Origin of the sequence: Acidovorax sp. IB03 (assembly GCF_016406015.1) — a bacterium.
Classification (GTDB): Bacteria; Pseudomonadota; Gammaproteobacteria; order Burkholderiales; family Burkholderiaceae_C; genus Acidovorax; species Acidovorax temperans.
The window spans coordinates 19909-42573 of the sequence record NZ_JAEFCH010000020.1; the positions used below are offsets into that span (position 1 = coordinate 19909).

Annotated in this window: 21 protein-coding genes; 13 read left to right on the top strand and 8 right to left on the bottom strand. The window is 64.3% G+C overall.

Annotation, left to right across the window (positions count from 1 at the left end):
* Nucleotides 1–110 precede the first annotated feature (110 nt).
* The 4 genes from IHV84_RS12260 to IHV84_RS12275 all read left to right on the top strand — a co-directional run bounded on the left by IHV84_RS12260 (nucleotide 111) and on the right by IHV84_RS12275 (nucleotide 4476).
* Entirely contained in the window at nucleotides 111–1307 is a 1197-nt protein-coding gene (locus IHV84_RS12260; RefSeq protein WP_198847073.1) for an acyl-CoA dehydrogenase, read from the top strand.
* Between the two features lie 70 nt (nucleotides 1308–1377).
* Nucleotides 1378–2637, top strand: coding sequence for a CaiB/BaiF CoA-transferase family protein (locus tag IHV84_RS12265; RefSeq protein WP_198847074.1), 1260 nt, complete (start codon nucleotides 1378–1380; stop codon nucleotides 2635–2637).
* Between the two features lie 97 nt (nucleotides 2638–2734).
* Nucleotides 2735–3703 carry a tripartite tricarboxylate transporter substrate binding protein BugE gene (locus IHV84_RS12270; RefSeq protein ID WP_044398175.1) on the top strand — a complete coding sequence of 323 codons (969 nt, stop codon included), beginning with the start codon at nucleotides 2735–2737 and terminating at the stop codon, nucleotides 3701–3703.
* Nucleotides 3704–4185: 482 nt separating this feature from the next.
* Nucleotides 4186–4476 (top strand): hypothetical protein, encoded by a 291-nt coding sequence (locus tag IHV84_RS12275; protein ID WP_198847075.1) that lies wholly within the window; start codon nucleotides 4186–4188, stop codon nucleotides 4474–4476.
* 137 nt (nucleotides 4477–4613) lie between these two features.
* Here IHV84_RS12275 and ppk2 (IHV84_RS12280) read toward each other — a convergent pair whose 3' ends face one another.
* The gene (gene ppk2 / locus IHV84_RS12280) at nucleotides 4614–5840 is read right to left on the bottom strand and encodes a polyphosphate kinase 2 (RefSeq protein ID WP_198847076.1); all 1227 of its coding nucleotides are present in this window, start codon (nucleotides 5838–5840) and stop codon (nucleotides 4614–4616) included.
* A 694-nt stretch (nucleotides 5841–6534) separates the two neighbouring features.
* Here ppk2 (IHV84_RS12280) and IHV84_RS12285 point away from each other — a divergent pair.
* The 3 genes from IHV84_RS12285 to IHV84_RS12295 all read left to right on the top strand — a co-directional run bounded on the left by IHV84_RS12285 (nucleotide 6535) and on the right by IHV84_RS12295 (nucleotide 8940).
* Complete coding sequence (locus IHV84_RS12285) at nucleotides 6535–7494, top strand: chemotaxis protein (protein ID WP_198847077.1); 960 nt, start codon at nucleotides 6535–6537, stop codon at nucleotides 7492–7494.
* A gap of 192 nt (nucleotides 7495–7686) precedes the next feature.
* The gene (locus IHV84_RS12290; protein ID WP_198847078.1) at nucleotides 7687–7824 is read left to right on the top strand and encodes a hypothetical protein; all 138 of its coding nucleotides are present in this window, start codon (nucleotides 7687–7689) and stop codon (nucleotides 7822–7824) included.
* A gap of 390 nt (nucleotides 7825–8214) precedes the next feature.
* On the top strand, nucleotides 8215–8940 hold the full coding sequence (locus tag IHV84_RS12295; RefSeq protein ID WP_233099978.1) for a DUF4124 domain-containing protein: 726 nt from the start codon (nucleotides 8215–8217) through the stop codon (nucleotides 8938–8940).
* Here the strand turns inward: IHV84_RS12295 and IHV84_RS12300 are convergent.
* A complete protein-coding gene (locus IHV84_RS12300) occupies nucleotides 8925–9902 on the bottom strand; it encodes an SDR family oxidoreductase (RefSeq protein ID WP_198847079.1) in 978 nt (325 codons plus the stop codon). The two genes, IHV84_RS12295 and IHV84_RS12300, sit on opposite strands and share 16 nt — an antisense overlap.
* A gap of 198 nt (nucleotides 9903–10100) precedes the next feature.
* Between IHV84_RS12300 and IHV84_RS12305 the strand changes: the two genes are divergently transcribed.
* Together IHV84_RS12305 and IHV84_RS12310 are read left to right on the top strand one after the other, a co-directional pair.
* Nucleotides 10101–11171, top strand: coding sequence for a CDP-6-deoxy-delta-3,4-glucoseen reductase (locus tag IHV84_RS12305; protein ID WP_198847080.1), 1071 nt, complete (start codon nucleotides 10101–10103; stop codon nucleotides 11169–11171).
* Nucleotides 11172–11347: 176 nt separating this feature from the next.
* Nucleotides 11348–12325 (top strand): tripartite tricarboxylate transporter substrate binding protein, encoded by a 978-nt coding sequence (locus IHV84_RS12310; protein WP_198847081.1) that lies wholly within the window; start codon nucleotides 11348–11350, stop codon nucleotides 12323–12325.
* 52 nt (nucleotides 12326–12377) lie between these two features.
* On the opposite strand, the gene folK is transcribed toward IHV84_RS12310, so the two are convergent.
* The 4 genes from folK to hda form a co-directional block, all read right to left on the bottom strand.
* Nucleotides 12378–12887 (bottom strand): 2-amino-4-hydroxy-6-hydroxymethyldihydropteridine diphosphokinase, encoded by a 510-nt coding sequence (gene folK / locus IHV84_RS12315; protein WP_198847082.1) that lies wholly within the window; start codon nucleotides 12885–12887, stop codon nucleotides 12378–12380.
* On the bottom strand, nucleotides 12884–14470 hold the full coding sequence (gene pcnB, locus IHV84_RS12320; RefSeq protein WP_198847083.1) for a polynucleotide adenylyltransferase PcnB: 1587 nt from the start codon (nucleotides 14468–14470) through the stop codon (nucleotides 12884–12886). Before pcnB ends, folK begins: the two co-directional genes overlap by 4 nt.
* Nucleotides 14471–14524: 54 nt before the next feature.
* On the bottom strand, nucleotides 14525–15244 hold the full coding sequence (locus IHV84_RS12325) for an HAD family phosphatase (protein ID WP_198847084.1): 720 nt from the start codon (nucleotides 15242–15244) through the stop codon (nucleotides 14525–14527).
* Between the two features lie 70 nt (nucleotides 15245–15314).
* The gene (gene hda / locus IHV84_RS12330) at nucleotides 15315–16013 is read right to left on the bottom strand and encodes a DnaA regulatory inactivator Hda (protein WP_066697200.1); all 699 of its coding nucleotides are present in this window, start codon (nucleotides 16011–16013) and stop codon (nucleotides 15315–15317) included.
* 175 nt (nucleotides 16014–16188) lie between these two features.
* Here hda and purM point away from each other — a divergent pair, with 175 nt between their 5' ends.
* From purM to IHV84_RS12345, 4 genes are all read left to right on the top strand, one after another.
* Nucleotides 16189–17241 carry a phosphoribosylformylglycinamidine cyclo-ligase gene (gene purM, locus IHV84_RS12335; RefSeq protein ID WP_198847085.1) on the top strand — a complete coding sequence of 351 codons (1053 nt, stop codon included), beginning with the start codon at nucleotides 16189–16191 and terminating at the stop codon, nucleotides 17239–17241.
* Between the two features lie 26 nt (nucleotides 17242–17267).
* Nucleotides 17268–18395 (top strand): AI-2E family transporter, encoded by a 1128-nt coding sequence (locus IHV84_RS12340; RefSeq protein WP_198847086.1) that lies wholly within the window; start codon nucleotides 17268–17270, stop codon nucleotides 18393–18395.
* Between the two features lie 205 nt (nucleotides 18396–18600).
* On the top strand, nucleotides 18601–18867 hold the full coding sequence (locus IHV84_RS20455) for a hypothetical protein (protein WP_233099979.1): 267 nt from the start codon (nucleotides 18601–18603) through the stop codon (nucleotides 18865–18867).
* A 9-nt stretch (nucleotides 18868–18876) separates the two neighbouring features.
* The gene (locus IHV84_RS12345) at nucleotides 18877–20196 is read left to right on the top strand and encodes a methyl-accepting chemotaxis protein (RefSeq protein WP_255523766.1); all 1320 of its coding nucleotides are present in this window, start codon (nucleotides 18877–18879) and stop codon (nucleotides 20194–20196) included.
* A 76-nt stretch (nucleotides 20197–20272) separates the two neighbouring features.
* Here IHV84_RS12345 and IHV84_RS12350 read toward each other — a convergent pair whose 3' ends face one another.
* Together IHV84_RS12350 and ppk2 (IHV84_RS12355) are read right to left on the bottom strand one after the other, a co-directional pair.
* Nucleotides 20273–21364 (bottom strand): PHB depolymerase family esterase, encoded by a 1092-nt coding sequence (locus IHV84_RS12350; RefSeq protein ID WP_198847087.1) that lies wholly within the window; start codon nucleotides 21362–21364, stop codon nucleotides 20273–20275.
* Nucleotides 21365–21735: 371 nt separating this feature from the next.
* On the bottom strand, nucleotides 21736–22650 hold the full coding sequence (gene ppk2 / locus IHV84_RS12355) for a polyphosphate kinase 2 (RefSeq protein WP_198847088.1): 915 nt from the start codon (nucleotides 22648–22650) through the stop codon (nucleotides 21736–21738).
* Nucleotides 22651–22665: the final 15 nt, after the last annotated feature.

Genomic DNA, 22665 nt, shown 5'->3' on the forward strand with positions numbered 1-22665 from the left:
GAAACGCATTTCTGGATGAAAAGAACTCGCTTGCGGCTCGGCCAAGCCAGGCCTACGATGCAATCCAGATTCTTTTGTTACCCCCCTCTTTTTGACCTGGAGACACGCACATGGCCCACGCCGCTTTTCAATGGGATGACCCGTTCCTCCTGAGCCAGCAACTGACCGACGACGAGCGCGCCATCCGCGACGCAGCGGCGGCCTACTGCCAGGACAAGCTGGCCCCGCGCGTGCTGGACGCCTTCCGCCACGAAAAGATGGACGTGAGCATCTTCCGCGAGATGGGCGAAGTGGGCCTGCTGGGCCCCACCATCCCCGAGCAGTACGGCGGCCCCGGACTGTCATATGTGGCCTACGGCCTGATCGCCCGCGAAGTGGAGCGTGTGGACTCAGGCTACCGCTCGATGGCCAGCGTGCAGTCGTCGCTGGTGATGGTGCCCATTTATGAATTCGGCAGCGAAGCCCAGCGCCAGAAGTACCTGCCCAAGCTCGCCAGCGGCGAGTGGATTGGCTGCTTTGGCCTGACCGAGCCCGACCATGGCTCTGACCCTGGCAGCATGGCCACGCGCGCCTACAAGGTCCATGGCGGCTACAAGCTCAAGGGCAGCAAGATGTGGATCACCAACAGCCCCGTGGCCGACGTGTTCGTGGTCTGGGCCAAGGAAGTCTCCGAAGGCGGCGCCGTGGGCCCGATTCGTGGCTTCGTGCTAGAAAAGGGCATGAAGGGATTGAGCGCCCCCGCCATCCACGGCAAGGTGGGCCTGCGCGCATCGATCACCGGTGAGATCGTGATGGACGACGTGTTCGTGCCCGAAGAAAACGCCTTCCCTGAAGTGCAAGGCCTAAAGGGCCCGTTCACCTGCCTGAACAGCGCCCGCTACGGCATCGCCTGGGGCGCACTGGGCGCGGCCGAGTTCTGCTGGCACACCGCCCGCCAGTACACGCTGGACCGCAAGCAGTTTGGCCGCCCCCTGGCTGCCAACCAGCTCATCCAGAAGAAGCTAGCCGACATGCAGACCGAGATCGCCATCGGCCTGCAGGCCTGCCTGCAGTTCGGCCGCATGAAGGACGCAGGCACGGCCAGCGTGGAAGGCACCTCCATCATCAAGCGCAACAGCTGTGGCAAGGCGCTGGACATTGCCCGCCTGGCGCGCGACATGATGGGCGGCAACGGCATCAGCGACGAGTTTGGCGTGGCCCGCCACTTGGTGAATCTGGAAGTGGTGAACACCTACGAAGGCACGCACGATGTGCACGCGCTGATTCTGGGCCGCGCACAGACGGGTCTGGCGGCGTTCGCCAACTGATAGCGCTCATCTTTTGATAGCTGCTAGCGCTTTATCCATAAGCGCTAGCGGCATTTTTTTATTCAAAACCATGAATTCCACCTCTGCAACGCCGGGCGCGCTGGCCGGTATCCGAGTCCTTGACCTGTCGCGCGTTCTGGCGGGCCCCTGGTGCACGCAAATGCTGGCAGACCTGGGTGCAGATGTGGTGAAGGTGGAGCGCCCAGGCCTGGGCGACGACACGCGCCAGTGGGGCCCTCCCTTTCTGAAGGATGCCCAGGGCAACGACACCCACCAGGCCAGCTACTTCACGGCCTGCAATCGCAACAAGCGCTCGGTCACCATCGACATGGCCACTGCCGAGGGCCAGGCGCTCATCAAGCAGATGGCGCTGCAGGCTGACATCGTGGTGGAGAACTTCAAGGTCGGCGGCCTCAAGCAGTACGGGCTGGACCATGAAAGCCTGCGGGCGCTCAACCCACGGCTCATCTACTGCTCCGTCACCGGCTTTGGGCAAGACGGCCCCTACGCCGAACGCGCAGGCTACGACCTGATGGTGCAGGCCATGACAGGCCTGATGAGCATCACCGGCCACGCAGACAACGCCCCCGGCGGTGGCCCCATGCGCGTGGGTGTGGCCGTCATCGACCTGTTCACAGGCCTGTACGCCAGCAATGCCATTTTGGCGGCGCTGAACGTGCGCCACCACACGGGCCAGGGCCAGCACATCGACATGGCCCTGCTGGACGTGGGCATGGCCGTGCTGGCCAACCAGGCCGCAGGCTTTTTGGCCACCGGCCAGGCCCCTGGCCGCATGGGCAACAGCCACCCCAGCCTCGCGCCCTACCAGGACTTCCCCACGCAGGACGGCAACATGCTGCTGGCCATTGGCAACGACGGGCAGTTCCAGCGCTTTTGCGCAGCCGCCGGGCAACCCCAGTGGGCCAGCGACGAACGCTTTGCCACCAACACGCTGCGTGTGAAGCACCGCGCAGAGCTCATCCCCGCCATGGAGGCTGTGACCCGAACGCGCACCACGGCCGATTGGATTACTTTGCTGGAAGACAAGGCCGTGCCCTGCGGTCCCATCAACACCATTGCCCAGGCGTTTGACGACGCACAAGTCAAGGCACGCGGCCTGGCCGTATCGTTGCCGCGCTGGAAGGATGGTGAAGCGGGCGATGGCATCACGCACATCACCGGCGTGGCCAGCCCGCTGCGCCTGTCGGCCACACCGCCCGTGCTGCGCAATGCGCCGCCCGCCCTGGGGCAGCACACCGATGAGGTGCTGCGCGAGCTGGGGCTGGATGCCGACCGCATTGCAGCGCTGCGCGCGGCCAAGGCCATCTGACTTCCGGGCCAAAAACATTGGGTGCACAGGCACCCTCATGCGAGAAAGCTGCGCCAGCCTGTGCTGCGCGCACCCTATAACAAGGAGAGACAACCTCATGATTCGCCGCACCGCCCTCGCTCTGGGCATCCTCGCCCTCGCAGCCAGCACAGCCCAGGCCCAAACCGCCTGGCCCAGCAAGCCCATCCGCCTGCTGGTTCCGTTTGCGGCAGGCGGCACCACCGACCTGATTGCCCGCGTGATTGCCGAGCCCCTGGGGCGCGAACTGGGCCAACCCGTGGTGGTGGAAAACCGCGGCGGTGGCGGCGGCAGCATTGGCGCTGCCGAAACCGCGCGCGCCGCCCCCGATGGCTATAACCTGGGCATGGCCACCGTCTCCACCACGGCCACCAACCCGGCCATCAACCCCAAAATTCCGTACAACGTCGCCACCGACTTCACACCCATCATCAACATTGCGGCCACGCCCAATGTGATTGCGGCCTACCCCAAGCTGCCTTTTCAGGATTACAAGGGCATGCTGGCTGCCGTGAAGCGCGAGCCAGGCAAGTACTCGTACGCCTCGCCCGGCAATGGCAGCATCACCCACCTGATGATGGAGATGTTCAAGCTGGGCACGCAGACCTTCATGGTGCACGTGCCTTACCGTGGCTCAGGCCCCGCACTGACCGATGCGGTGGCCGGCCAGGTGCCGCTGATTTTTGACAACCTGCCCTCGGCCCTGCCCTTCATCAAGGAAAAGCGCCTGGTGGCCCTGGTGGTGGCAGCGCCCCAGCGCGTACCTGCTCTGCCCGACGTTCCCACCTTCAAGGAAGTCGGCCTGGAGCAGGTGAACCGCATGGCCTACTACGGGCTGATTGGCCCCAAGGGCATGCCCAAGGACGTGGTGGACAAAGTGAACGCCGCCGTGCGCAAGGTGGTGCAAGACCCCGCCATTCGCAAGCGCATCGAGGAAACCGGCTCCATCATCATGGCCGACACGCCTGAGGCCTTTGCCAAGCAGATGCGTGAAGAACTCGCGGTTTACAAAGACGTAGTGGCCAAGCAAAAGCTGACCATGGACTGATCTGCCGCGCCCCTGCGTTGGCCCTGCAAGCGAAGCAGGCCAACGCCTGAGCCACGCAAGCCCCCGTACCCCGGGGGCTTTTTTCATGGGCGAGGCTGCCTGCCAAGGCCTGTGGTCTTCACACAAACAATTCGTAACCGGTGCGCAATGCGCCAGCCCGCGTTGCGCAGTGCGGGGCACCGACAAAGCGCGGCATTTGCTCTTGGGTCATCCGGGGTGACGTGAGGGATGGACGAGAGCAGATACGAAGAACAGGTCTGCTTTTTGTTTGGAGATTTCCATGAAGCTCAGTCTCAAGCGCCTCCTCGCCTTTCTGGCGGCGCTGCTGCTGTTGATGGGTGCGGTTCTGTTCGGCATACAGCAGCTGAACCAGGCACTTGCGGTGTACGAAACCTCCGTAGCGCAGAGCTACGCACAAGGGCTACGAAGCCTTTCAGGCAGCAGACCACGACCCACAGGCTGGCGACAAGGCGGTGCAAGGCATGGACCGGGAGCCGTCGAAGCTGCTGGACGAAGCCGCAGAGCTGATCGCCAAGGCCAGTGCAGACACCGCCAGCCAGGCGGCCCAGCGCGCCAGCCAGGCCACCACGCTCAGCCTGATCGTGATGCTGGCCGTGTGCGCTGCCAGCGTGGTGGGGGCGCTGCTGTTCAGCCGGTCGGTGGTGCGCACCAACGCCAACAGCGTGGCAGGTGACCCAGCAAAACCCCGCCCTGGTGGAAGAAAGCGCGGCTGCGGCCGACAGCCTCAAGCTACAGGCGCGGCAGCTGGTTGATGCGGTGGCGTTCTTCCGTGTGTCTGCGCAGGACTCGGCCTCTCCCGCCCCCGCCGCTCGCACTCCGTCACTGGCTGCGGGCTAGGCCCCCACATGACGCTAGCGCCGCCAGAGCGTGGCAGGCTTGGCTGGCCTTATTAGAGGATCGCGCCGGGCTGCTCGCCACGCTCGTACACCACATGGGCGCGCCCAACGATGAGCGGGTCCAGCTTGCCGATGCGGGCGAGGTCTTTGGCCGCGTAAGGCAGCTTGTGCAGCACGTAACGCATGGCATTGAGGCGTGCGCGCTTCTTGCAGTCGCTTTTGATCACCGTCCAGGGCGCGTCGGCCGTGTCGGTATCGCAGAACATGGCTTCCTTGGCGCGCGTGTAGTCGTCCCACTTGTCGAGCGATGCGGTGTCGATGGGGCTGAGCTTCCACTGCTTGAGCGGGTGCGCCTCACGCTCCTTGAAGCGGCGGCGCTGCTCTTTTTGGCTGACCGAGAACCAGAATTTGATCACATGCACGCCACTGCGCACCAGGTGGCGCTCAAACTCTGGGGCCTGGCGCATGAACTCGGCGTATTCGGCGTCCGAGCAAAAGCCCATCACCCGCTCCACACGGGCGCGGTTGTACCAGCTGCGGTCAAACATCACGATCTCGCCCTGCGTGGGCAGGTGCTGCACATAGCGCTGGAAGTACCACTGGCCACGCTCGGTTTCAGTGGGCTTTTGCAGCGCCACCACGCGCGCGCCACGGGGGTTCAAATGCTCCATGAAGCGCTTGATGGTGCCGCCCTTGCCTGCGGCGTCGCGCCCCTCAAACAAGATCACCACGCGCTGCCCAGTCTCCTTGACCCAGGCCTGCAGCTTGAGCAATTCGACCTGCAGACGAAACTTCTCACGTTCGTAGGTAGAGCGGCGCAGCAAGTTGCGGTAAGGGTAGGCGCCCCGGCGCCAATCCCTGGCCAGCTCCTCGTCAGGGTTCACGCTGTCGTCAGACTCTTCATCCCCACGGTCCATGTGCTGGCGCAGGGCTTCGCGCAGCGCGTCCAGGTCATCTTGCGAAGCCCCCGCCAGCAAGGCCCGCAGGCTGTCAATGCGCTCCTGGGTGGTTTGCGTGGCGTCGTCGCTGCCCAGCAAAGACAGCACGGCCGACGTCTGCTGCCCATCTGCCGCCTGCACCGCCTGCTGCGCCACATGCCGCGCCAGCGTGGCGGGCCGCAGACTGGGAGAGACATCGCCACGGGCCACGGTGCGCCCCGCACGCACGGGAGTCTTGACCGCCGCCGATGCCCGGCGGCGCCTGGCCGGCGTGGCAGGCTCGACGCCATCAAGAGGGCTGACCGAAGCGGCGGGAGGAACAGAAGCGCGGCGTTGTGTCATGGCGAGGTATCAGGTTGGGCACGCCCACGTTCGCAGCTTGTGCTGCAGGCCAGACCGAGCAAGGCCGTTTTCTGGCATCCGCAGTAGCGATCTCAGCGCGCGAGGGCTTGTTACAAAATTATGAAAGTACCATTTTTGCGCGCACCGCTGGTTGCAATTTGACAAGCATCAAGCCTGCAAGGGATTAACGATCACAAGAAGTCGCAAGCAAGTGTGGATGGCGAATTTGAGAAAAAACACCCTCTAGCGCCCGCCAGATAAGCGCAAGCAGCTATATTTTTAATAGCAACGCAATTCTGCTGAGGGAAAACCACGGTTTGCTGATGTGACCCGGCATTCTTGGCCTAGGCGTGAAAGCCCGCGCAAGGCACTCGGGGCAGCAGGCCAGAACGGGGGTTGGCCGCCCCCTTCAAAGCGCCTCGTCCAGCCACGCGCACATCCCTGCCAGCCAATGCACGCACGTACCGAGAGTGGGATATCCCCTTCATTGCGCAAAATTACGCGTAAATGCGACGCGCAAGACGTATGCTGGCACCTTGGCAGCCGCCCATGCCGCTGTGCCACCCCTGGTTGCCCCGCTGCCGGGCAGATTCGGGGCGGGTTGTACGGGTTAAGCCTGAAAATTTCCTCACCCTCGCAACCTGAACTCCTCCTAGAATTTGTAAATATGCGTATCAACGCGAAGGACACGACCATGAAAGCAGTTCAGCAGGAAATTGACGAGCGAACCAACCTCACCAGCACCAACAAGTTCGAGCTGCTGCTGTTCCGCCTGGGTATCGACAGCGCGCTGGGCAAGTCCGAGCTGTTCGGGATCAACGTATTCAAGATCCGCGAAATCGTGGCCATGCCCAGCATCACCCCGATTGCGGGCACCACGGCGCATTCGCTAGGGGTGGTCAACCTGCGCGGCCAGGTGATTCCGGTGCTGGACTTGCCCTCCATCGTGGGCTGCAAGCCCCAGACGGGTTTGAACATCATTCTGGTGACGGAATACGCGCGCACCACGCAGGCTTTCGCCGTGGAATCGGTGGAAGACATCGTGCGTCTGGACTGGAAACAAGTGCTCTCCGCTGAAACCAGCGGCGCCGCTGGCAAGCTGGTGACCAGCATTGCCCGCCTGGATGGCAACACCGACGAGTCGCGCCTGGCCCAGGTGCTGGACGTGGAAGCCATCTTGCAGATGGTGTCGCCATCGGACGGCCACGAAGTGACCGAAGAGAAGGTCGGCGCCAAGCTCAAGCTCAAGCCCGGCACCATCGTTCTGGCGGCAGACGATTCGTTTGTCGCCCGCTCGCTCATCGAGCAAGAGCTGAAGGCTCTGCATGCTCCCTATGAAATGGTCAAGTCAGGCAAGGAAGCCTGGGACCGCTTGAACGCCATCGCCAAGGCCGCCGAAGCCGAGGGCAAGGCCGTGACCGACCGCGTGGCCATGGTGCTGACTGACTTGGAAATGCCCGAGATGGACGGCTTTACGCTCACGCGCAACATCAAGCAGGATACGCGCTTCAGCGGCCTGCCCGTGGTCATCCACTCGTCGCTCTCGGGCTCAGCCAATGAAGACCATGTGCGCAGCGTGGGCGCTGATGGCTACGTGGCCAAGTTCGTGGCCGAAGAACTGGCGGAAACCATCCGCCGGGTTCTGCCGCACTGACGCAGACTTGGCCCGGCAGCGCTTGCCCACACCCGCAAGCGCCGCGGGGCCTGGGCCGGGCCCTGGTTGGCCGCAACGGTCAACCAGACCGTGTGCCCAAACGTCATGTGGTAGCGTGCTCCCACCGTGAATACCGCCTGCTTGGGCAGTTCACGGCGCCTGCAAAGGTGGCACCACCCCAGGGAACGGCCCATGACGACATTTTTCCTCCGGTTTATGAGTGCAGCGGCAGTGGCAACAGTCCTTGCCGGTTGCGCCACCGTACCCGGAGATAGCTACTACGAGCCCGCCTACCACCCCGTGTATGGCGAGCCACCGGTGTACATCTAGCCGCAGCCCTACATCGTTCGCCCCTACCCGGCGCCACCCCCACCGGCCTACTACGGCCGCCCCGGCTACGACCGCCACTGGGATGACCGCCGCCCCGCGCCCCCTGGCCACTGGAGGCGGCCGGACCGGGACAACGCACGCGATCCCCACCGCGACCGTGACCCAGACCGGCCCAGCCCCCCGCGCCCCAACCGCCCCGACCGAAGAGAGCCTGACCGCGAGCCCCAGGGCGGCGAACCCAGCCGCAAACCCACCCCGCAAGGGCCTGACCGGGTATGGCGCGACGCACGCCCTCCAGCCCAGGGGCAAAGTGCGGAAGATGGCCGCGGCCCTGGAGGGCGCCCCTCCATGCCGGGTGCCCGGCCCTGAACCTTGCCAGCAGACCCTGCCATGACCCAGCCACGCCGCTTAATCACCCTCTGGAAACCAGTCGCCTTGCTGGCCGTCGCTGCCTGCAGCGCGTTGCCTGCATTCAGCCAGGTGGTGCGCTGCACCGACCCTAAAACCGGCCAAGTCACCTACACCGATGGGAAATGCGCGGCGGGCACCACAGGCCACGAGGTGGAGGCCAAACGCTCCGCCGAAGAGATCGAGCAGGACCGCAAAGCGGCCGAGCGGGCCATTGAGCTCAAACAGCAACGCCTGCAAGCCGAAAAAGCAGCGGCCGATCTGCAGGCGCAGCGCGAAGCCGACCAAGAACGCGTGAGGGCGGCCAGAGCAGCCGCCACCGCGCCGCAACCCCAGGACTACGCACGCTCTGCGGAATGCGCGCGTTCACGCAGAAATCTGGAGCTTGTTTCCAGCACCTTGTCAGGCAACACCTATGACCAGGAACCGCGCCTGGAGGCGGCGCAGCGGCAGATGGATCTGGACTGCCTGGGCCCACAGGGTTACGCCGAACTGGAGCGCGCCCGCGCCACGCAGCCGCGCATCGTCGTGGCCCCGCCACGGCAGCCGGTGTATGCACCCCCTGTTCCGCAAAAGCCGTACCTCACGCACTGCGGCAACTTTCACTGCGTGGACAACACCGGCGCCCGCTACCCACGCGCGGGGCCGGGGCGCTTTCCCGGCAACGACGGCGTGTGCCGTTCCAAAGGCGGTCAGGCCCCCTGCTGATGGGCGGATAGCCCGGAGCGCAGGCCTGCCACCACATCCGGGAACCGCAACCGCACCCCCAGCTCGCGCAGCATGCGCTGGTTGTCGAGCCGGCGCGATTCACTCATGAAGCTCAGCAGCATGAGCGAGAGCTGCTCTTTCGCAGCGCTGCGCGGAATGCGTGGAGGGCGTGGCAGCCCATACAGATCGGCAGCCAAGTCGAAGTACGCCCCCATCTGCATATGCTGCCCATCGCTGATGTGGTACGCCCGCTGCGCACGCCCCCGCCACAGTGCGGCCACGCAGGCACGGGCCAGGTCGTCCGCATGGATGTGGTTGGTGTAGACGTCGTCGCCCGCCTCCAGCACTGGCGTGCCCTTGAGCAAACGCGCCTGGGGCGTGCCGCCCTCCCGGTCAGGCGCGTAAATGCCCGGAATGCGCAGAATGCTGGCCCGCACCCCTGCGCGGCCCAGGTGGCGCACGGCGGCTTCGGCATCCACACGGCGCTGGGCGCGTGGGGTAGCAGGCGCCACGGGGCGCGTTTCGCGCACCAGCGTCCCCGCGCAATCGCCATACACCCCACTGGTCGATGCATACGCCAGCGATATTGGCAAATTGCGCATGCGCAGCGCGCGGGCCAGCGCCAGCGTGCGCGGATCGCGCCACCACGCGTCACGCCCACCCCCTTCGCTAGGCGGTGGGGCCAGGTGCAACACCCGCGTGGCCAGCCCAGCCAGGCGGCGCAACGTGGCAGGCTGGTCCAGGTCTCCCAAGAGCGGCGTGACAGACACCCCGCGCAAAGCCGCCTTGCGTTCTGGACTGGAGGTCAGGGCCATCACCCGAACGCGGCCGGCACCCGCGCCCTGCGCATAGTTGCGGGCCACGCGCATGCCCACATCGCCACACCCCACAATCAACAACCGCTCGCGGCGGAAACGCGCGGGCAGGGCGCCCAAGCCACTGGACAAAGCCACGGTACTCATGAATTCTTTCGGACAGACAAGCGAGGATGATGGGTGTTGCTCAGGCGCAGGCAGGTCATCCGCACGCAAAGCTCGCGTGGCGACCACATCCAGCCCATGTCAAGGAAACGTCGGGCAAATAGGCCACCTCAGCAGACCTTCAGTTTCTGAGGGCAAAATCGGCGCCATTCGCACAAGAACCCCGAGGATACCCACAACATGACGCGACCTGAAGACAGTGGCGCCGCCGCATTCCAGATTTCTGTCGCCCCCAGCGGGCGCAGCTTCCAAAGCCAGGGCGACGAAACCATTCTGGCTGCCGCCATTCGCAGCGGCGTGGGCCTGCCCTATGGCTGCAAGGACGGTGCCTGCGGCTCCTGCAAATGCAAGAAGCTCAGCGGCTCAGTAGCCCACGCAAACCATCAGGCCAAGGCATTGAGCGCCGACGAAGAAGCCGCCGGTTTCGTGCTGACCTGCTGCGCACGGCCTTTGTCTGATGTGGTGCTGGAGTCCCGGCAAGTCACTGACGAAAGCGCCTACCCCATCAAGAAAATGCCTGTGCGCGTGTCCACGCTGGAGAAAAAGTCGCACGACGTGATGCAGGTGCGCCTGCAACTGCCTGCGGCCGATACGTTCCGCTACCACGCAGGCCAGTACATCGAATTCATCCTGCGCGACGGCGCGCGGCGCGCTTACTCGATGGCCAATGCGCCGCACACCCAGACCACCGCCGCAGGTGTCGAATTGCACATTCGGCATTTGCCGGGGGGCAAGTTCACCGACCACGTGTTTGGCGCAATGAAGGAGAAAGAAATCCTGCGCGTGGAAGGCCCGTTCGGCAGCTTCTTCCTGCGCGAAGATTCCGACAAACCCATCGTGCTGCTAGCCTCGGGCACGGGCTTTGCCCCCATCAAGGCTTTGTTGGATCACATGCAGTTCAAGGGCATCACACGCCCCACCACGCTGTACTGGGGCGGCCGCCGGCCGGGTGACCTGTACATGCACCAGTGGGTGGTCGAACTGGCTGCGCAAATGCCGCAACTGCGCTACGTGCCCGTAGTGTCTGACGCGCTGCCCGAAGACCAGTGGACAGGCCGCACCGGCTTTGTGCACCAGGCCGTGCTGGACGACTTTGCCGACCTCTCGGGCCACCAGGTCTACGCCTGCGGTGCACCCATCGTGGTGGAATCGGCACGCACGGCCTACACGGCGCAGCGGGGTCTTCCTGCAGAAGAGTTCTTCGCGGATTCCTTCACCTCCGAAGCCGACAAACACGGCCCGCAGGCTTGAGGGCTGGCGGGCACGGCGGTGCGGTGCAAGGATGAATCTCTGGCTGCCTTGGCACCACTAGCGATTCATCCACTTCCTGGATTCTGCTGCTTTCCGAAAGGGTTGGAGGGCCTGCCACACATCGCTCGATGCTGGCTTCCCTCTGAGGTTGTTCACTTTTTTGCAACAATGTAGCCATGAACCGCAGAAACCTCCTCGTCGCCGGCGCTGCTGTCGCAGCAGCCTTCTCGTCCCCCCTGGTCTTGGCACAAGACACCGGGCAACCCATCCGAATCATTGTTCCATACGCCCCTGGCGGGCCGATTGATGTGACGGCACGCGCCCTGGCAGAGCGTGTGCACGATTCGCTGGGCACGGTCATCATCGACAACAAGGGCGGTGCGGGCGGCAACATCGGGGCCGATGCGATTGCCAAGGCTTCGCCTGACGGGCTGACCATTGGCATCGCGGCCACAGCCACCCATGCGGTGAACCCGTGGCTCTACAGCCGCATGCCGTTCGATGCAGCCAAAGACTTCGTGGCCATCACGCAGATGGTGCGGGTGCCCAATGTGCTGGTCATGAATGCAGCGAAGGCAGAGCAACTCAAGATCAACACCCTGGCTGACCTGATTGCCTACGCCAAAGCCAACCCCGCCAAGCTGAACTACGGCAGCGGCGGCAATGGCAGTGCAGGCCATCTGGCGGGTGAAATGTTCAAGCAGCGCGCAGGCATCTACGCCCTGCACATCCCTTACCGCGGAGCCAACCCTGCGCAGCTGGCACTGCTGGCGGGCGAGGTGGACTTCAACATCGACAACCTGGCCGCAGCGGCGCCCAATATCCGTTCGGGCAAGCTCAAGGCATTGGCCGTGACATCGCTGGAGCCCTCCTCTGCGCTGCCGGGTGTGCCCACCATGGCCAGCACGTTCAAGGGCTTTTCCATTGACACCTGGTGGGGCCTTGTAGCGCCCAAGGACACGCCCAAGCCCGTGGTGGACAAGCTCAACCGCGCCTTTGTCGCAGCCCTGCAGGCCCCGGAAACCAAGACGCGCTTTGGCGCGCTGCTGGCAGAGCCTGTACCCACCACACCGCAGCAGTTTGAATCCTTCATGGCCAGCGAACGTGCCAAGTACAAGGACGTGGTGAAACTCTCTGGCGCGAAGGTAGATTAAGAGAGAAATTGGGCTCTAGCGCTTATATGGCAAGCGCTAGCAGCTCATATTTTTATAGCAAACCTGCAACCCATGCCTGGGGTAAACGGGTAATGCGCTGGTCTGCCACGGCATCCAGCGCAGCTTGGCTCACCAAGCCAGGCGCTAGGTCCGCCAGCGGCAACAGCACAAATGCGCGTTCGTTCATGCGAGGGTGCGGCACCGTGAGCGTAGGAGTAGACAGCACTTCACTGCCGTACAGCAGCACGTCCAAGTCCAGCGTGCGCGGAGCATTGCGGTAAGGCCGCTCGCGGCCAGCGCCCTGCTCTATGACCTGCAGGCGCTGCAGTACATCCAGGGGCGCCAGCGTGGTCTGCAAGTGCGCCACGGCATTCAGGTAGTCGGGGCCACCCGCGTCTACGGGGGCGCTGGCGTACAGGGCAGACACTGCGATCAAGCGGGTGCCAGGCCATTCAGCCATGCGCTGCAAGGCACTGCGCAGGGCCTCTTCCCGTTCACCCAGGTTGGCCCCCAGGCCCACCCACACATCGACGGGCGCGGCGGCGCCCTGCTCCGCAATCATTCTGGGGACGATGCTGGCCCGGCGTCTCCTGCCGCGCCACCTGGCTTGCGGCGACGGCGGCGGCGCTTTTTGGGTGCGGCAGCATCATCAGGCGCGCCATCTGCGGTGGGTAACTCTGCCTCGGCCGATGGCGCGGCGGCTGCGGGGGCCGCCTTCTTGGGCACGCGGCGCACCACGGGCTGGGCCTGTTGCTGCGCTTTCTGGCGCGCCCGCTGCTCTTCCCGGGCCTGGTCCATCAGGTCGTCGCGGCGCTCATCGTCGGCCGTCTGGAAGTCTTGCCACCACTCAGCCAGCGCTTCCTCGACCTCGCCCACATCGGCGCGCAGGCGCATGAAGTCGAACCCGGCACGGAAACGCGGCTGCATCACCATGCCGAACGGCGTGTTGCCCACGCGCTTTTCAAAGCGCGGCTGCATGACCCAGATCTCGCGCATGTCGGCGGCCAGCTTGCCGCGGCCCGACACATCGCCAATGCGGCGGTCAAACACCTCGTCAATCGCATCCTGCAAGGCAGGCAGCGCATGCTCGCGGCGATTCAGGCGCTCGTCCCAGCCCTTGCGCACGTCTTCCCACAGCACGCAGGCCAGCAAGAAGCTGGGCGCCACGGGTTTGCCTTCTTGCACGCGGCGGTCGGTGTCCATGAGGGCCGCCTTCACAAACGGCGTGTCGGCCCGCTCCACAGCCACGTCGAGCAGGGGGTAGATGCCCTTGGCCATGCCCAGCTTGCGCAATTGCTCGATGGTGGCAATGGCGTGGCCGGTTTGCAGCAGCTTGAGCATTTCGTCAAACATGCGGCTTTGCGGCACATCGGCCAACAGCGCCTGCGACTGCACCAGCGGCGCGGCCGTCTTGGCGTCGATAGTGAAACCCAGGGGGCTGAGCTTGGCGGCGAAACGCACGGCGCGGATGATGCGCACCGGGTCTTCGCGGTAGCGCGTGGCGGGGTCGCCAATCATGCGCAGGGTTTTCTTCTTCGCGTCCTGGATGCCCTTGTGGTAGTCCACCACCACCTGGGTTTCCGGGTCGTAGTACATGGCGTTCACAGTGAAGTCGCGGCGGGTGGCGTCTTCGTCTTGCGGGCCCCACACGTTGTCGCGCAGCACGCGGCCGCTGGCATCCACCGCATGCTGCATGCCCGACAGCTGAGCCTTGCTGGTCTTTTCGTTGCCACTCACCTGCCCTGCGGCCGAGTTGTCGAGGTAGGCGCGGAAGGTGGAAACCTCGATCACTTCATGCTCGCGGCCCCGGCCATGCACCACGTGCACGATGCGAAAGCGCTTGCCAATGATGAACGCACGGCGAAACAGCGCCTTCACCTGCTCAGGCGTGGCGTTGGTAGCCACGTCAAAGTCCTTGGGGCGCAGACCCAGCAGCAGGTCGCGCACGGCACCACCCACGATGTAGGCCTCGTAGCCCGCATCCTTGAGCGTGTGCACCACATCGGCCGCGCGCCGGTCCACCAGCTCGGGGTTGATGCCGTGCACCGAGGCAGGAACCTCTTCGCGCTTGCCGAAGTGCGGCTTGCCGCCAGAGGTTCCGGGCGTCGATTTGCCCAGCAGTTTGTCGATGAACTTCTTGATCATGGGTATGCAGTAAACAGTGTGACTGGCACGGGGCGCAGTTCAGGGGGCGGGAGCTTACGCGCCCGCAGTGGCGGCGCTGGCATCGTCCGCGAAAAGGTCCAGTATGCGCCAGCCGCGCTCTTGCGCCAGGGCGCGCAGCCGGGGATCGGGGTTGGTGGCCACAGGATGGTCGACTTTTTCCAGCAAAGGCACGTCGTTCATGGAGTCGCTGTAGAACGTGCTTTCCACGTCGCCCCAGCCCAGTTGGCGGTCGGCCAGCCATTGTTCCATGCGCAGCACCTTACCCTGGCGCATGGTCGGTATGCCGTCAATTTCACCGGTGTACCAGCCTTGCGCATCGCGCGCCAATTGCACGGCCAGCAATTCCTCCACGCCCAGCGCCTTGGCGATGGGACGGGTGACGAATTCGTTGGTTGCCGTGACGATAAGCACCTGCTCCCCCACCGCCTGGTGCTGGCGGATCAAATCCAGCGCCTGCGGGCGGATGGCAGGGGCAATCACCTCGCGCATGAACTGCGCGTGGGCTGCCGCGGCGGCCTCAGCCCCCCGCAGGCGAACCGCCTCAGTGGCGAAGCGTACGTAGTCGTGTACGTCGAGCGTGCCTGCCTGGTAATGGGCGTAGAACTCGTCGTTGCGGCGGGCAAACTCCACCGGGTCGTTCCAGCCAAGGCGAATGGTGAACTCGCCCCACTCGTAATCGGAGTCGAGCGGCAGCAGGGTGTGGTCCAGGTCGAACAAGGCCAACCGAAGGCGAGGGGTCTGGGTATCCGTCATTGATTCTTTAAGTGCATTGAGCGTGGGCGGGCTTGGGTGGATCCACAGCAATCCACAGGCCTCAGCCTTTTCATTCCGATTCAAGCATCGCCTTCAGCAACGGAATGGTGATGGCACGCTGGGTGCGCAAGGCAAAGGCATCGAGCTGGTCCAGCAACTGCATCAGACTGCCCAGATCGCGCGAAAAACGCTTGAGCATGAAGTCCATGACCTCATCGCCCAAAAACACGCCCCGGGCGTCTGCTTCCTGGCGCAGCACGGCGCGACGCGCGGTTTCATCCAGCAATTGCAGCTGGAACACATGCCCCCAGCCCATGCGGCTGCGCAAATCATCACGCAGCGGCAGGTCGGCAGGCGGCAAATCGCCCGCAGCCAGCACCCAGCGCTGGCCGCCGGTGGCGGGGTTGATGGCGTTCACGAACCAGTTGAACGCGCTGGCCTGCTGGGCCGTGTTGTAAAGATGCACTTCGTCCATCACCACAGCCGCCCAGCGCTCGTCAAAGTCGGGGGGGTTGGCGACCGAGGCATCCATCCAGCCGACGCTCGCGCCTTGCTCGTGCAGGGCTTCGCACACCGCCTTGAGCAAATGGGTTTTGCCACTGCCGGCCTCGCCCCACAGGTAGGTGGGCACAGGCGAGCGGGTGTTCTGGCTGCTGCCCTCACCAGCCCACAAGCGCAGGTGCTGCAGGGCGGCTTCGTTGGGGCCCGCATAGAAACTTGACAGTGTCGGCCCCGTGGCAAGGCCGATATCCAGCGCCAGCTGCTTCATGGCAACTGCCCGCTGGCCAACACGCTGGAGCAAGGAGAAAAGGCGAAGAACGGCATGGGCTCCAGAGAGAAAACAGGACGGTGTGAAGGGAGAGCCGCCGGGCAGGCGGCGCGCACCCCGTAAAATCTGCGCAAATTTTAGTCTGCTGCGCACGCTGGTCCGTGCCATCTTCGCCATGAGCAACTCTGCCGCTACCCCTACCCCCCTGTCCTACAAAGACGCTGGCGTTGACATCGACGCTGGCGACGCACTCGTCGAGCGCATCAAGCCCCTGGCCAAGAAAACCATGCGCGAAGGCGTGCTGGCAGGCATTGGCGGCTTTGGTGCCCTGTTTGAAGTGCCCAAGCGCTACAAGGAACCCGTGCTGGTGAGCGGCACTGACGGCGTGGGCACCAAGCTCAAGCTGGCGTTTGAATGGAACATACACGACACCGTGGGCATCGACCTGGTGGCCATGAGCGTGAACGACGTGCTGGTGCAAGGCGCCGAGCCCCTGTTCTTCCTCGACTACTTTGCCTGCGGTAAGCTGGACGTGGACACCGCCGCCGCTGTGGTGGGCGGCATTGCCAAGGGCTGCGAACTGAGCGGCTGCGCGCTGATTGGCGGTGAAACCGCTGAAATGCCCGGCATGTACCCCGCAGGTGAATACGACCTGGCCGGCTTTGCCGTGGGCGCAGTCGAAAAGTCCAAGATCCTGACTGGTCAGAACGTCGCCCCTGGCGATGTGGTGCTGGGCCTGGCCAGCCACGGCGTGCATTCCAACGGCTTCAGCCTGGTGCGCAAGTGCATTGAACGTGCCGAAGCCGCTGGTACCGTGCCCGCCACGCTGGACGGCAAGCCCTTCAAGCAAGCCATCATGGAACCCACCCGCCTGTACGTGAAGAACGTACTGGCCGCGCTGGCACAACATCCCATCAAGGCACTGGCCCACATCACCGGGGGCGGCCTGCTGGAAAACATTCCCCGCGTGCTGCCCGAAGGCACTGCCGCTCACCTGAAGAAGGGCAGCTGGCCCCAGACCGAGCTGTTTGCCTGGCTGCAAAAGACCGCAGGCATTGACGACATCGAGATGAACCGCACGTTCAACAACGGCATCGGGATGGTGGTGGTGGTAGACGCCGCCAACGCCGAAGCCACGGCCGCCACGCTGCGCGCCGCGGGCGAGCAGGTGTACACCATTGGCACGATTGCGCAGCGCGGCGAGGGTGCCGCAGTGGTCGTCGCCTAACCCCGCACTGCTCCACCACCACGCGCATGGCGCAGCACCAGCCCCCTGCCCTCTCGCCCGAGCAGCCCCCGGCGGCGCTCACCACCTATACCACCGCCCCACCGCCCCTTCGGCCGGTGAGATCGGGTGTGGTGCTGGCCAGCTATCTACTGATGGGAGGCGCACTCTTGTTGGTGATGTGGCGCGGGCTGCTGCCCGGCCTGCTGTGCGTATGCCTGGGCTTTTTGCTCACCCGCGCGCTGACTGCGTGGATCGCTGCGGGCACGCGGCGCCTGCCCGGCGCGCAGCGCAACCGCCAAACGGCTGATGCCCCACCCAGGTCCGCCCAGGTGGTAGCCGCTGCCGTGATCATGCTCATGCCCCTGGCGCTGCTGGCCGCCGGGCTGACGCATTCGCGTGGTTACCTGGTTGATGCGCCTCAGCAATACCGCGAATTGCTCACCTACATGGCCCGCACGGTGCTGGAATTGCGCCTGAAGCTGCCGGCCGACATGGCGGCCCATCTGCCCGAGGGCGCCGCAGAAATCCAGCGCATCATCGCCAACTACCTGGGCGCCAAGGCAGGCGCACTGGCCATGGCAGGGCGTGCATGGCTGGGCAGTGTGCTGTTTGCCTATGTGGGCCTGCTCATTGGCTCGCTGGCCGCTGTGCGCACCACCAAGGCAGGCCTGGGGCCTTTGGCCCAGCAATTGGCCCAGCGCGTCACCCTGTTTGGCGAGGCATTCCGGCAGATCGTGGCGGCGCAGTTCTGGATTGCAGCCTTCAACACCTTGCTCACGGCCCTGTTTCTGCTGTTCATTTTGCCGATGTGGGACATGGCCCTTCCCTACACTCCGGTGCTCATCACGCTGACCTTTGTGGCGGGCCTGGTACCCATCGTGGGCAACCTGCTGTGCAATGTGGTGATGACGATTGTGGGCTTGTCGGTGTCCCCCCTGGCGGCGGCGGCCTGCCTGGGCTTTCTCATCCTGATCCACAAGGCCGAATACGTTATCAACGCCAAGGTGGTGGGCCAACGCACGCAGATGGGTGTGTGGGAGTTGCTGAGCGTGATGTTTGTGGCCGAGGCCGTCTTTGGCCCGGCGGGACTGGTGGCAGCGCCACTGTTTTACGCCTACCTCAAAAAGGAACTGGTCGCCGCACGACTGGTATGACCTTGGATCGCCACCTCTGAAGGGTGACCCGCGCCTGTAGACATTCCCGCGCTTGCGGGGCTTTGTCGGGACAAACCCTGAAGAACGGGGTCAATGTCAGAACATTGCAAACCCAAAGACTAAAATCTGCGCGCACCAGCACAATTTGCAACTTTTTGTAAAAAAGTTGGGATTTGCACCTCTCCTTTCACTTCAAGCGCGCCCCATGACCATTGCAAGAAAACTGGCACTTCAAGTGCTGTTCGCCCTTTTGGGCATGGTGGTGATGACGGCCTGGTTCCTGGTTTCCGAACGCAAGCTGATCCTTGAAGAGCGACAAACCGGTGTGCGCCAGGTGGTCGAGGTGGCTTATGGCATTGCCGTGCATTTCCACACGCTGAGCACCAAGGGCGCCATGCCCGACGAAGAAGCCCGGCAGCGCGCAGCAGCGGCCATGCAAGCGCTGCGCTACAGCGGCAATGAATACATCTGAATCAACGACATGCATCCCCGCATGGTGATGCACCCCGTCAGGCCCGAACTGAACGGGCAGGACCTTTCTGCCAACAAAGACCCCAACGGCCTGCCGCTGTTCATGGAGTTTGTGCGCATCGTGAAGACCCAAGGCGCCGGTTTTGTGCCCTACATGTGGCCCAAGGCTGGCAGTGATATTCCGGTGGAGAAGACCTCCTACGTCAAAGGCTTTGAGCCCTGGGGCTGGGTGATTGGTTCAGGCGTCTACATCGACACCGTGAACGCCGCCATCTGGAAACGCGCCATGGGCTTTGGTGCCGTAGCACTGGCGCTGGGTGCAGCGCTGCTGGTGGTGGGCACCCTGATCTCACGCAACCTGCTGCGCCAGTTGGGTGGCGAGCCCGACTATGCGCGCCACATCGCGCGCAGCATTGCCCAGGGTGACCTGGCCGTGGCGGTGAAGACCCGGCCCGGTGACGAGTCCAGCCTGATGCTGGACATACAGGCCATGCGCGACAGCCTGCACCGCATCGTGCAGCGGGTGCGCAGCGGCACCGAGCACATCGCCAGCGCCTCGCAACAGATCGCGGCGGGCAACAGCAACCTGTCGGGCCGCACCGAATCCCAAGCCAGCGCTCTGGAGCAAACCGCCGCCTCGATGGAGGAAATGACCTCCAACGTCAAACAGAACGCCGACAACGCACGCCAGGCCAGCAGGTTGGCGAAGTCTGCCTCCGACGTGGCGCGCCAGGGGGGCGCTGCGGTGGAAAAGGTCGTGCAGACCATGGACTCGATTGAAGCGTCGTCGCGCAAGGTCGCAGACATCACAGGCGTGATTGAAAGCATTGCCTTCCAGACCAACATCCTCGCGCTGAATGCGGCGGTGGAAGCAGCCCGCGCCGGTGAACAAGGCCGGGGCTTTGCGGTGGTGGCGACCGAAGTGCGCAGCCTGGCGCAGCGCTCCTCCGAAGCGGCCAAGGAAATCAAGGCCCTGATCGGTAATTCCGCCGAACAGGTCAAGGCAGGCACGCAACTGGCTCAGGAAGCTGGCACCACCATGCAGGCGGTGGTGAACAGCGTGCTGCAGGTGTCGTCCGTGATCGAAGAAATCAGCCAGGCCAGCCGCGAGCAGACCGACGGCATCGAGCAGATCAACCAGGCCGTGGCACAGATGGACCAGGGCACGCAGCAGAACGCCGCGCTGGTGGAAGAAGCCGCAGCGGCTGCCGCAGCCTTGCAGCAGCACGCGCAAGAGCTGACGCAGGTGGTGGCGACTTTCCATCTGGACGAATCCCACCAGGCCCCAGCTGCACGCTCGACCGGCACGGCACCGCTGCGACTGACCTGAGCGGCCTTCGTGCACGCAATCCATCAAAAATGATAGCTACCAGCGCTTGATACATAAGCGCTAGCGGCCATTTTCTTCAAATTTTCTTGAACTGCCTCGCCACAAAAGCCCAGATCAGGGCGGATGCATCCGGCCCCGCCGGATCGCTGTAAGGCCAACGGGAAGCGCCGCCGCTCCAGGCGTGGTCCAGCCCGGCAATTTCGCGCAACGACACGGCCAACTGGCCGCGCAGCTTGAAGTCCACCGCCCGCATCGGATACCGCTGCCCGCGCGCCACGGTGCGCTCTGCCGTGGCACGGGCGCCCGACGCCTGGGCCCAGAGCAGCGCTGTGGCCATGGCGTTGCGCACGGACACCACGCGGTCGGCATCGCCATGCAGCACCAGCAGGGGCGGCAGGCGCAATCCCTGGGGGGCAGCGGGCAACCCTGTGTCGGTCATGGCGGCTGGCAGCGCGGGCCATGCATCAGGCAATTGCGCATCACGGGTGCCGCGCATGGCGGCCAAGGCGTTGGCGGCCGATTCGGCCGTACCCGGTGCCACCCCCGAATGCATGGCCACGGCGCAGAACCGCGTGGGGTACAGCGCCGCGAGCAGCGCAGCCATGCTGGCACCCGCCGACAGGCCCGCCACGGCCACACGTGACAGGTCCACGGGGTGCCGCCGCGCCACCTGGTCCACGGCGGCGAGGACCGTGGCCGCCTCGGCATCGGCCTTGCCGCTGCGGCGCTCGTACCAGTTCCAGCAGCCCTGGGGGTTGGCCATGCGCTCTTGCTCCGGGTAGAGCACAAGAAAGCGCTTGCGCGTTGCAATGCGGTTCATGCGCGAGATGGCGGCCAGGTCACTTCCCGTCTGGCGGCACCCATGCAGCATGACCAGCAGCGCAAAAGTCTCGCCCGGTGCAGCCACCAGCCCCGGCGGCACAAACAGGTGAAAGCGCCGCGCACCGGCAGGGCCGGGCGCCACGCCAGCGATCCATTGCTCAGAAGGGTTAGCCAGTTTGGGCCGTTGGGGAGCAGGCTTGGCTGCCACCTTGCGCTCCGGCCGGGCCTGCGCTGAAACGGCCTTTTTCCGGGGCGCTGGCTGGGTTGCGCGCACCAGGGCCGCAAGGTTGCGCTGGTAGGCGCGGGTCCAGTTGGCCAGGGAGAAGAGACGGGGTTTGCGGGGCATGGAGGAAGGGAAGATTGCAGGCAGGGTGACATGCATCACCAAGGGAAAACCCTTGCCACCTTAACAGGAGTGAAGCTCCACGGGGCGCGATGCTTTCCCCCAGCCTCCGTGAGACAAACACATACGGCGGGGGGCGCCACCGTAAAAAGCCCGCAACGGTGTGGGGCACCGCGCCATTTCGGGTGCGCTTTAGCGGAGGCAGGAACCGCTCGCAAGCTGGGGCGGGGCTACATGATCGGCCCACAACAAATACAGACGGCCCCATCAGTTTGAAGTGTTTTTGGCCTCCAGCGCTTACTGGACAAGCGCTAGCAGCTATCAACTCTATAGCAACACCGCCCAGACGGAGATAGCTTCGGCGCCTGCGGCGCTCAATACACCTCAGGCACGTACATCGACGCAGGCACAGGCTGGCGGAAATACTCGGGGTTGCGTACCCGCTCGGGCAACACCACGGGGGCATGGGGCACTTCCTGGTAGGGCAGCTGGCTCAGCAGGTGGTGAATGCAGTTGAGGCGGGCCTTTTTCTTGTCCACCGCCTGCACCACCCACCAGGGGGCTTCGGGGATGTGGGTGCGCTCCAGCATGGTTTCCTTGGCCTTGGTGTAAGCCTCCCAGCGCACGCGGCTTTCCAGGTCCATGGGGCTGAGCTTCCACTGCTTGAGGGGGTCGTGGATGCGCCCCAGAAAGCGCAGGTGCTGCTCTTCATCGGTGATGGAGAACCAGTATTTGACGAGCTTGATGCCCGAGCGCACCAGCATCTTTTCAAATTCGGGTACGGTGCGGAAAAATTCTTCGTACTCGTCGTCCGAGCAAAAGCCCATCACGCGCTCCACACCCGCCCGGTTGTACCAGCTGCGGTCAAACAGCACGATCTCGCCCGCCGCTGGCAGGTGCGCCACATAGCGCTGAAAGTACCACTGCGTGCGCTCACGGTCGTTGGGCGCTGGCAGTGCAGCCACGCGGGCCACGCGCGGGTTCAGCCGCTGGGTGATGCGTTTGATCACCCCGCCCTTGCCTGCCGCATCGCGGCCCTCAAACAGAATCACCACCTTCTGGCGGCTGTGTTGCACCCAGTCCTGCAACTTGACCAACTCGCCCTGCAGGCGAAACAGCTCTTTGAAGTAGCGCTGGCGCTCCAGCTTGTCGGTGGCCACCAGGTCACCCACCTCATCCACGTTGCGGTCTTCAATCTCCAGCTCCAACTCTTCGTCGTAGCTGTCCATCAAGTCATTGGCGATGCGCTGCATCAGGTCCTGGGCGTCGAACGGTGTGTTCTGGAGCATGGCTGTGAAACGGTG

Excerpts from the sequence above, each read along its gene's own strand:
- IHV84_RS12260 (WP_198847073.1), top strand. The coding sequence starts at position 111 with ATGGCCCACGCCGCTTTTCAATGGGATGACCCGTTCCTCCTGAGCCAG.
- IHV84_RS12265 (WP_198847074.1), top strand. The coding sequence starts at position 1,378 with ATGAATTCCACCTCTGCAACGCCGGGCGCGCTGGCCGGTATCCGAGTC.
- IHV84_RS12270 (WP_044398175.1), top strand. The coding sequence starts at position 2,735 with ATGATTCGCCGCACCGCCCTCGCTCTGGGCATCCTCGCCCTCGCAGCC.
- IHV84_RS12275 (WP_198847075.1), top strand. The coding sequence starts at position 4,186 with ATGGACCGGGAGCCGTCGAAGCTGCTGGACGAAGCCGCAGAGCTGATC.
- ppk2 (WP_198847076.1), bottom strand. The coding sequence starts at position 5,840 with ATGACACAACGCCGCGCTTCTGTTCCTCCCGCCGCTTCGGTCAGCCCT.
- IHV84_RS12285 (WP_198847077.1), top strand. The coding sequence starts at position 6,535 with ATGAAAGCAGTTCAGCAGGAAATTGACGAGCGAACCAACCTCACCAGC.
- IHV84_RS12290 (WP_198847078.1), top strand. The coding sequence starts at position 7,687 with ATGACGACATTTTTCCTCCGGTTTATGAGTGCAGCGGCAGTGGCAACA.
- IHV84_RS12295 (WP_233099978.1), top strand. The coding sequence starts at position 8,215 with ATGACCCAGCCACGCCGCTTAATCACCCTCTGGAAACCAGTCGCCTTG.
- IHV84_RS12300 (WP_198847079.1), bottom strand. The coding sequence starts at position 9,902 with ATGAGTACCGTGGCTTTGTCCAGTGGCTTGGGCGCCCTGCCCGCGCGT.
- IHV84_RS12305 (WP_198847080.1), top strand. The coding sequence starts at position 10,101 with ATGACGCGACCTGAAGACAGTGGCGCCGCCGCATTCCAGATTTCTGTC.
- IHV84_RS12310 (WP_198847081.1), top strand. The coding sequence starts at position 11,348 with ATGAACCGCAGAAACCTCCTCGTCGCCGGCGCTGCTGTCGCAGCAGCC.
- folK (WP_198847082.1), bottom strand. The coding sequence starts at position 12,887 with ATGATTGCGGAGCAGGGCGCCGCCGCGCCCGTCGATGTGTGGGTGGGC.
- pcnB (WP_198847083.1), bottom strand. The coding sequence starts at position 14,470 with ATGATCAAGAAGTTCATCGACAAACTGCTGGGCAAATCGACGCCCGGA.
- IHV84_RS12325 (WP_198847084.1), bottom strand. The coding sequence starts at position 15,244 with ATGACGGATACCCAGACCCCTCGCCTTCGGTTGGCCTTGTTCGACCTG.
- hda (WP_066697200.1), bottom strand. The coding sequence starts at position 16,013 with ATGAAGCAGCTGGCGCTGGATATCGGCCTTGCCACGGGGCCGACACTG.
- purM (WP_198847085.1), top strand. The coding sequence starts at position 16,189 with ATGAGCAACTCTGCCGCTACCCCTACCCCCCTGTCCTACAAAGACGCT.
- IHV84_RS12340 (WP_198847086.1), top strand. The coding sequence starts at position 17,268 with ATGGCGCAGCACCAGCCCCCTGCCCTCTCGCCCGAGCAGCCCCCGGCG.
- IHV84_RS20455 (WP_233099979.1), top strand. The coding sequence starts at position 18,601 with ATGACCATTGCAAGAAAACTGGCACTTCAAGTGCTGTTCGCCCTTTTG.
- IHV84_RS12345 (WP_255523766.1), top strand. The coding sequence starts at position 18,877 with ATGCATCCCCGCATGGTGATGCACCCCGTCAGGCCCGAACTGAACGGG.
- IHV84_RS12350 (WP_198847087.1), bottom strand. The coding sequence starts at position 21,364 with ATGCCCCGCAAACCCCGTCTCTTCTCCCTGGCCAACTGGACCCGCGCC.
- ppk2 (WP_198847088.1), bottom strand. The coding sequence starts at position 22,650 with ATGCTCCAGAACACACCGTTCGACGCCCAGGACCTGATGCAGCGCATC.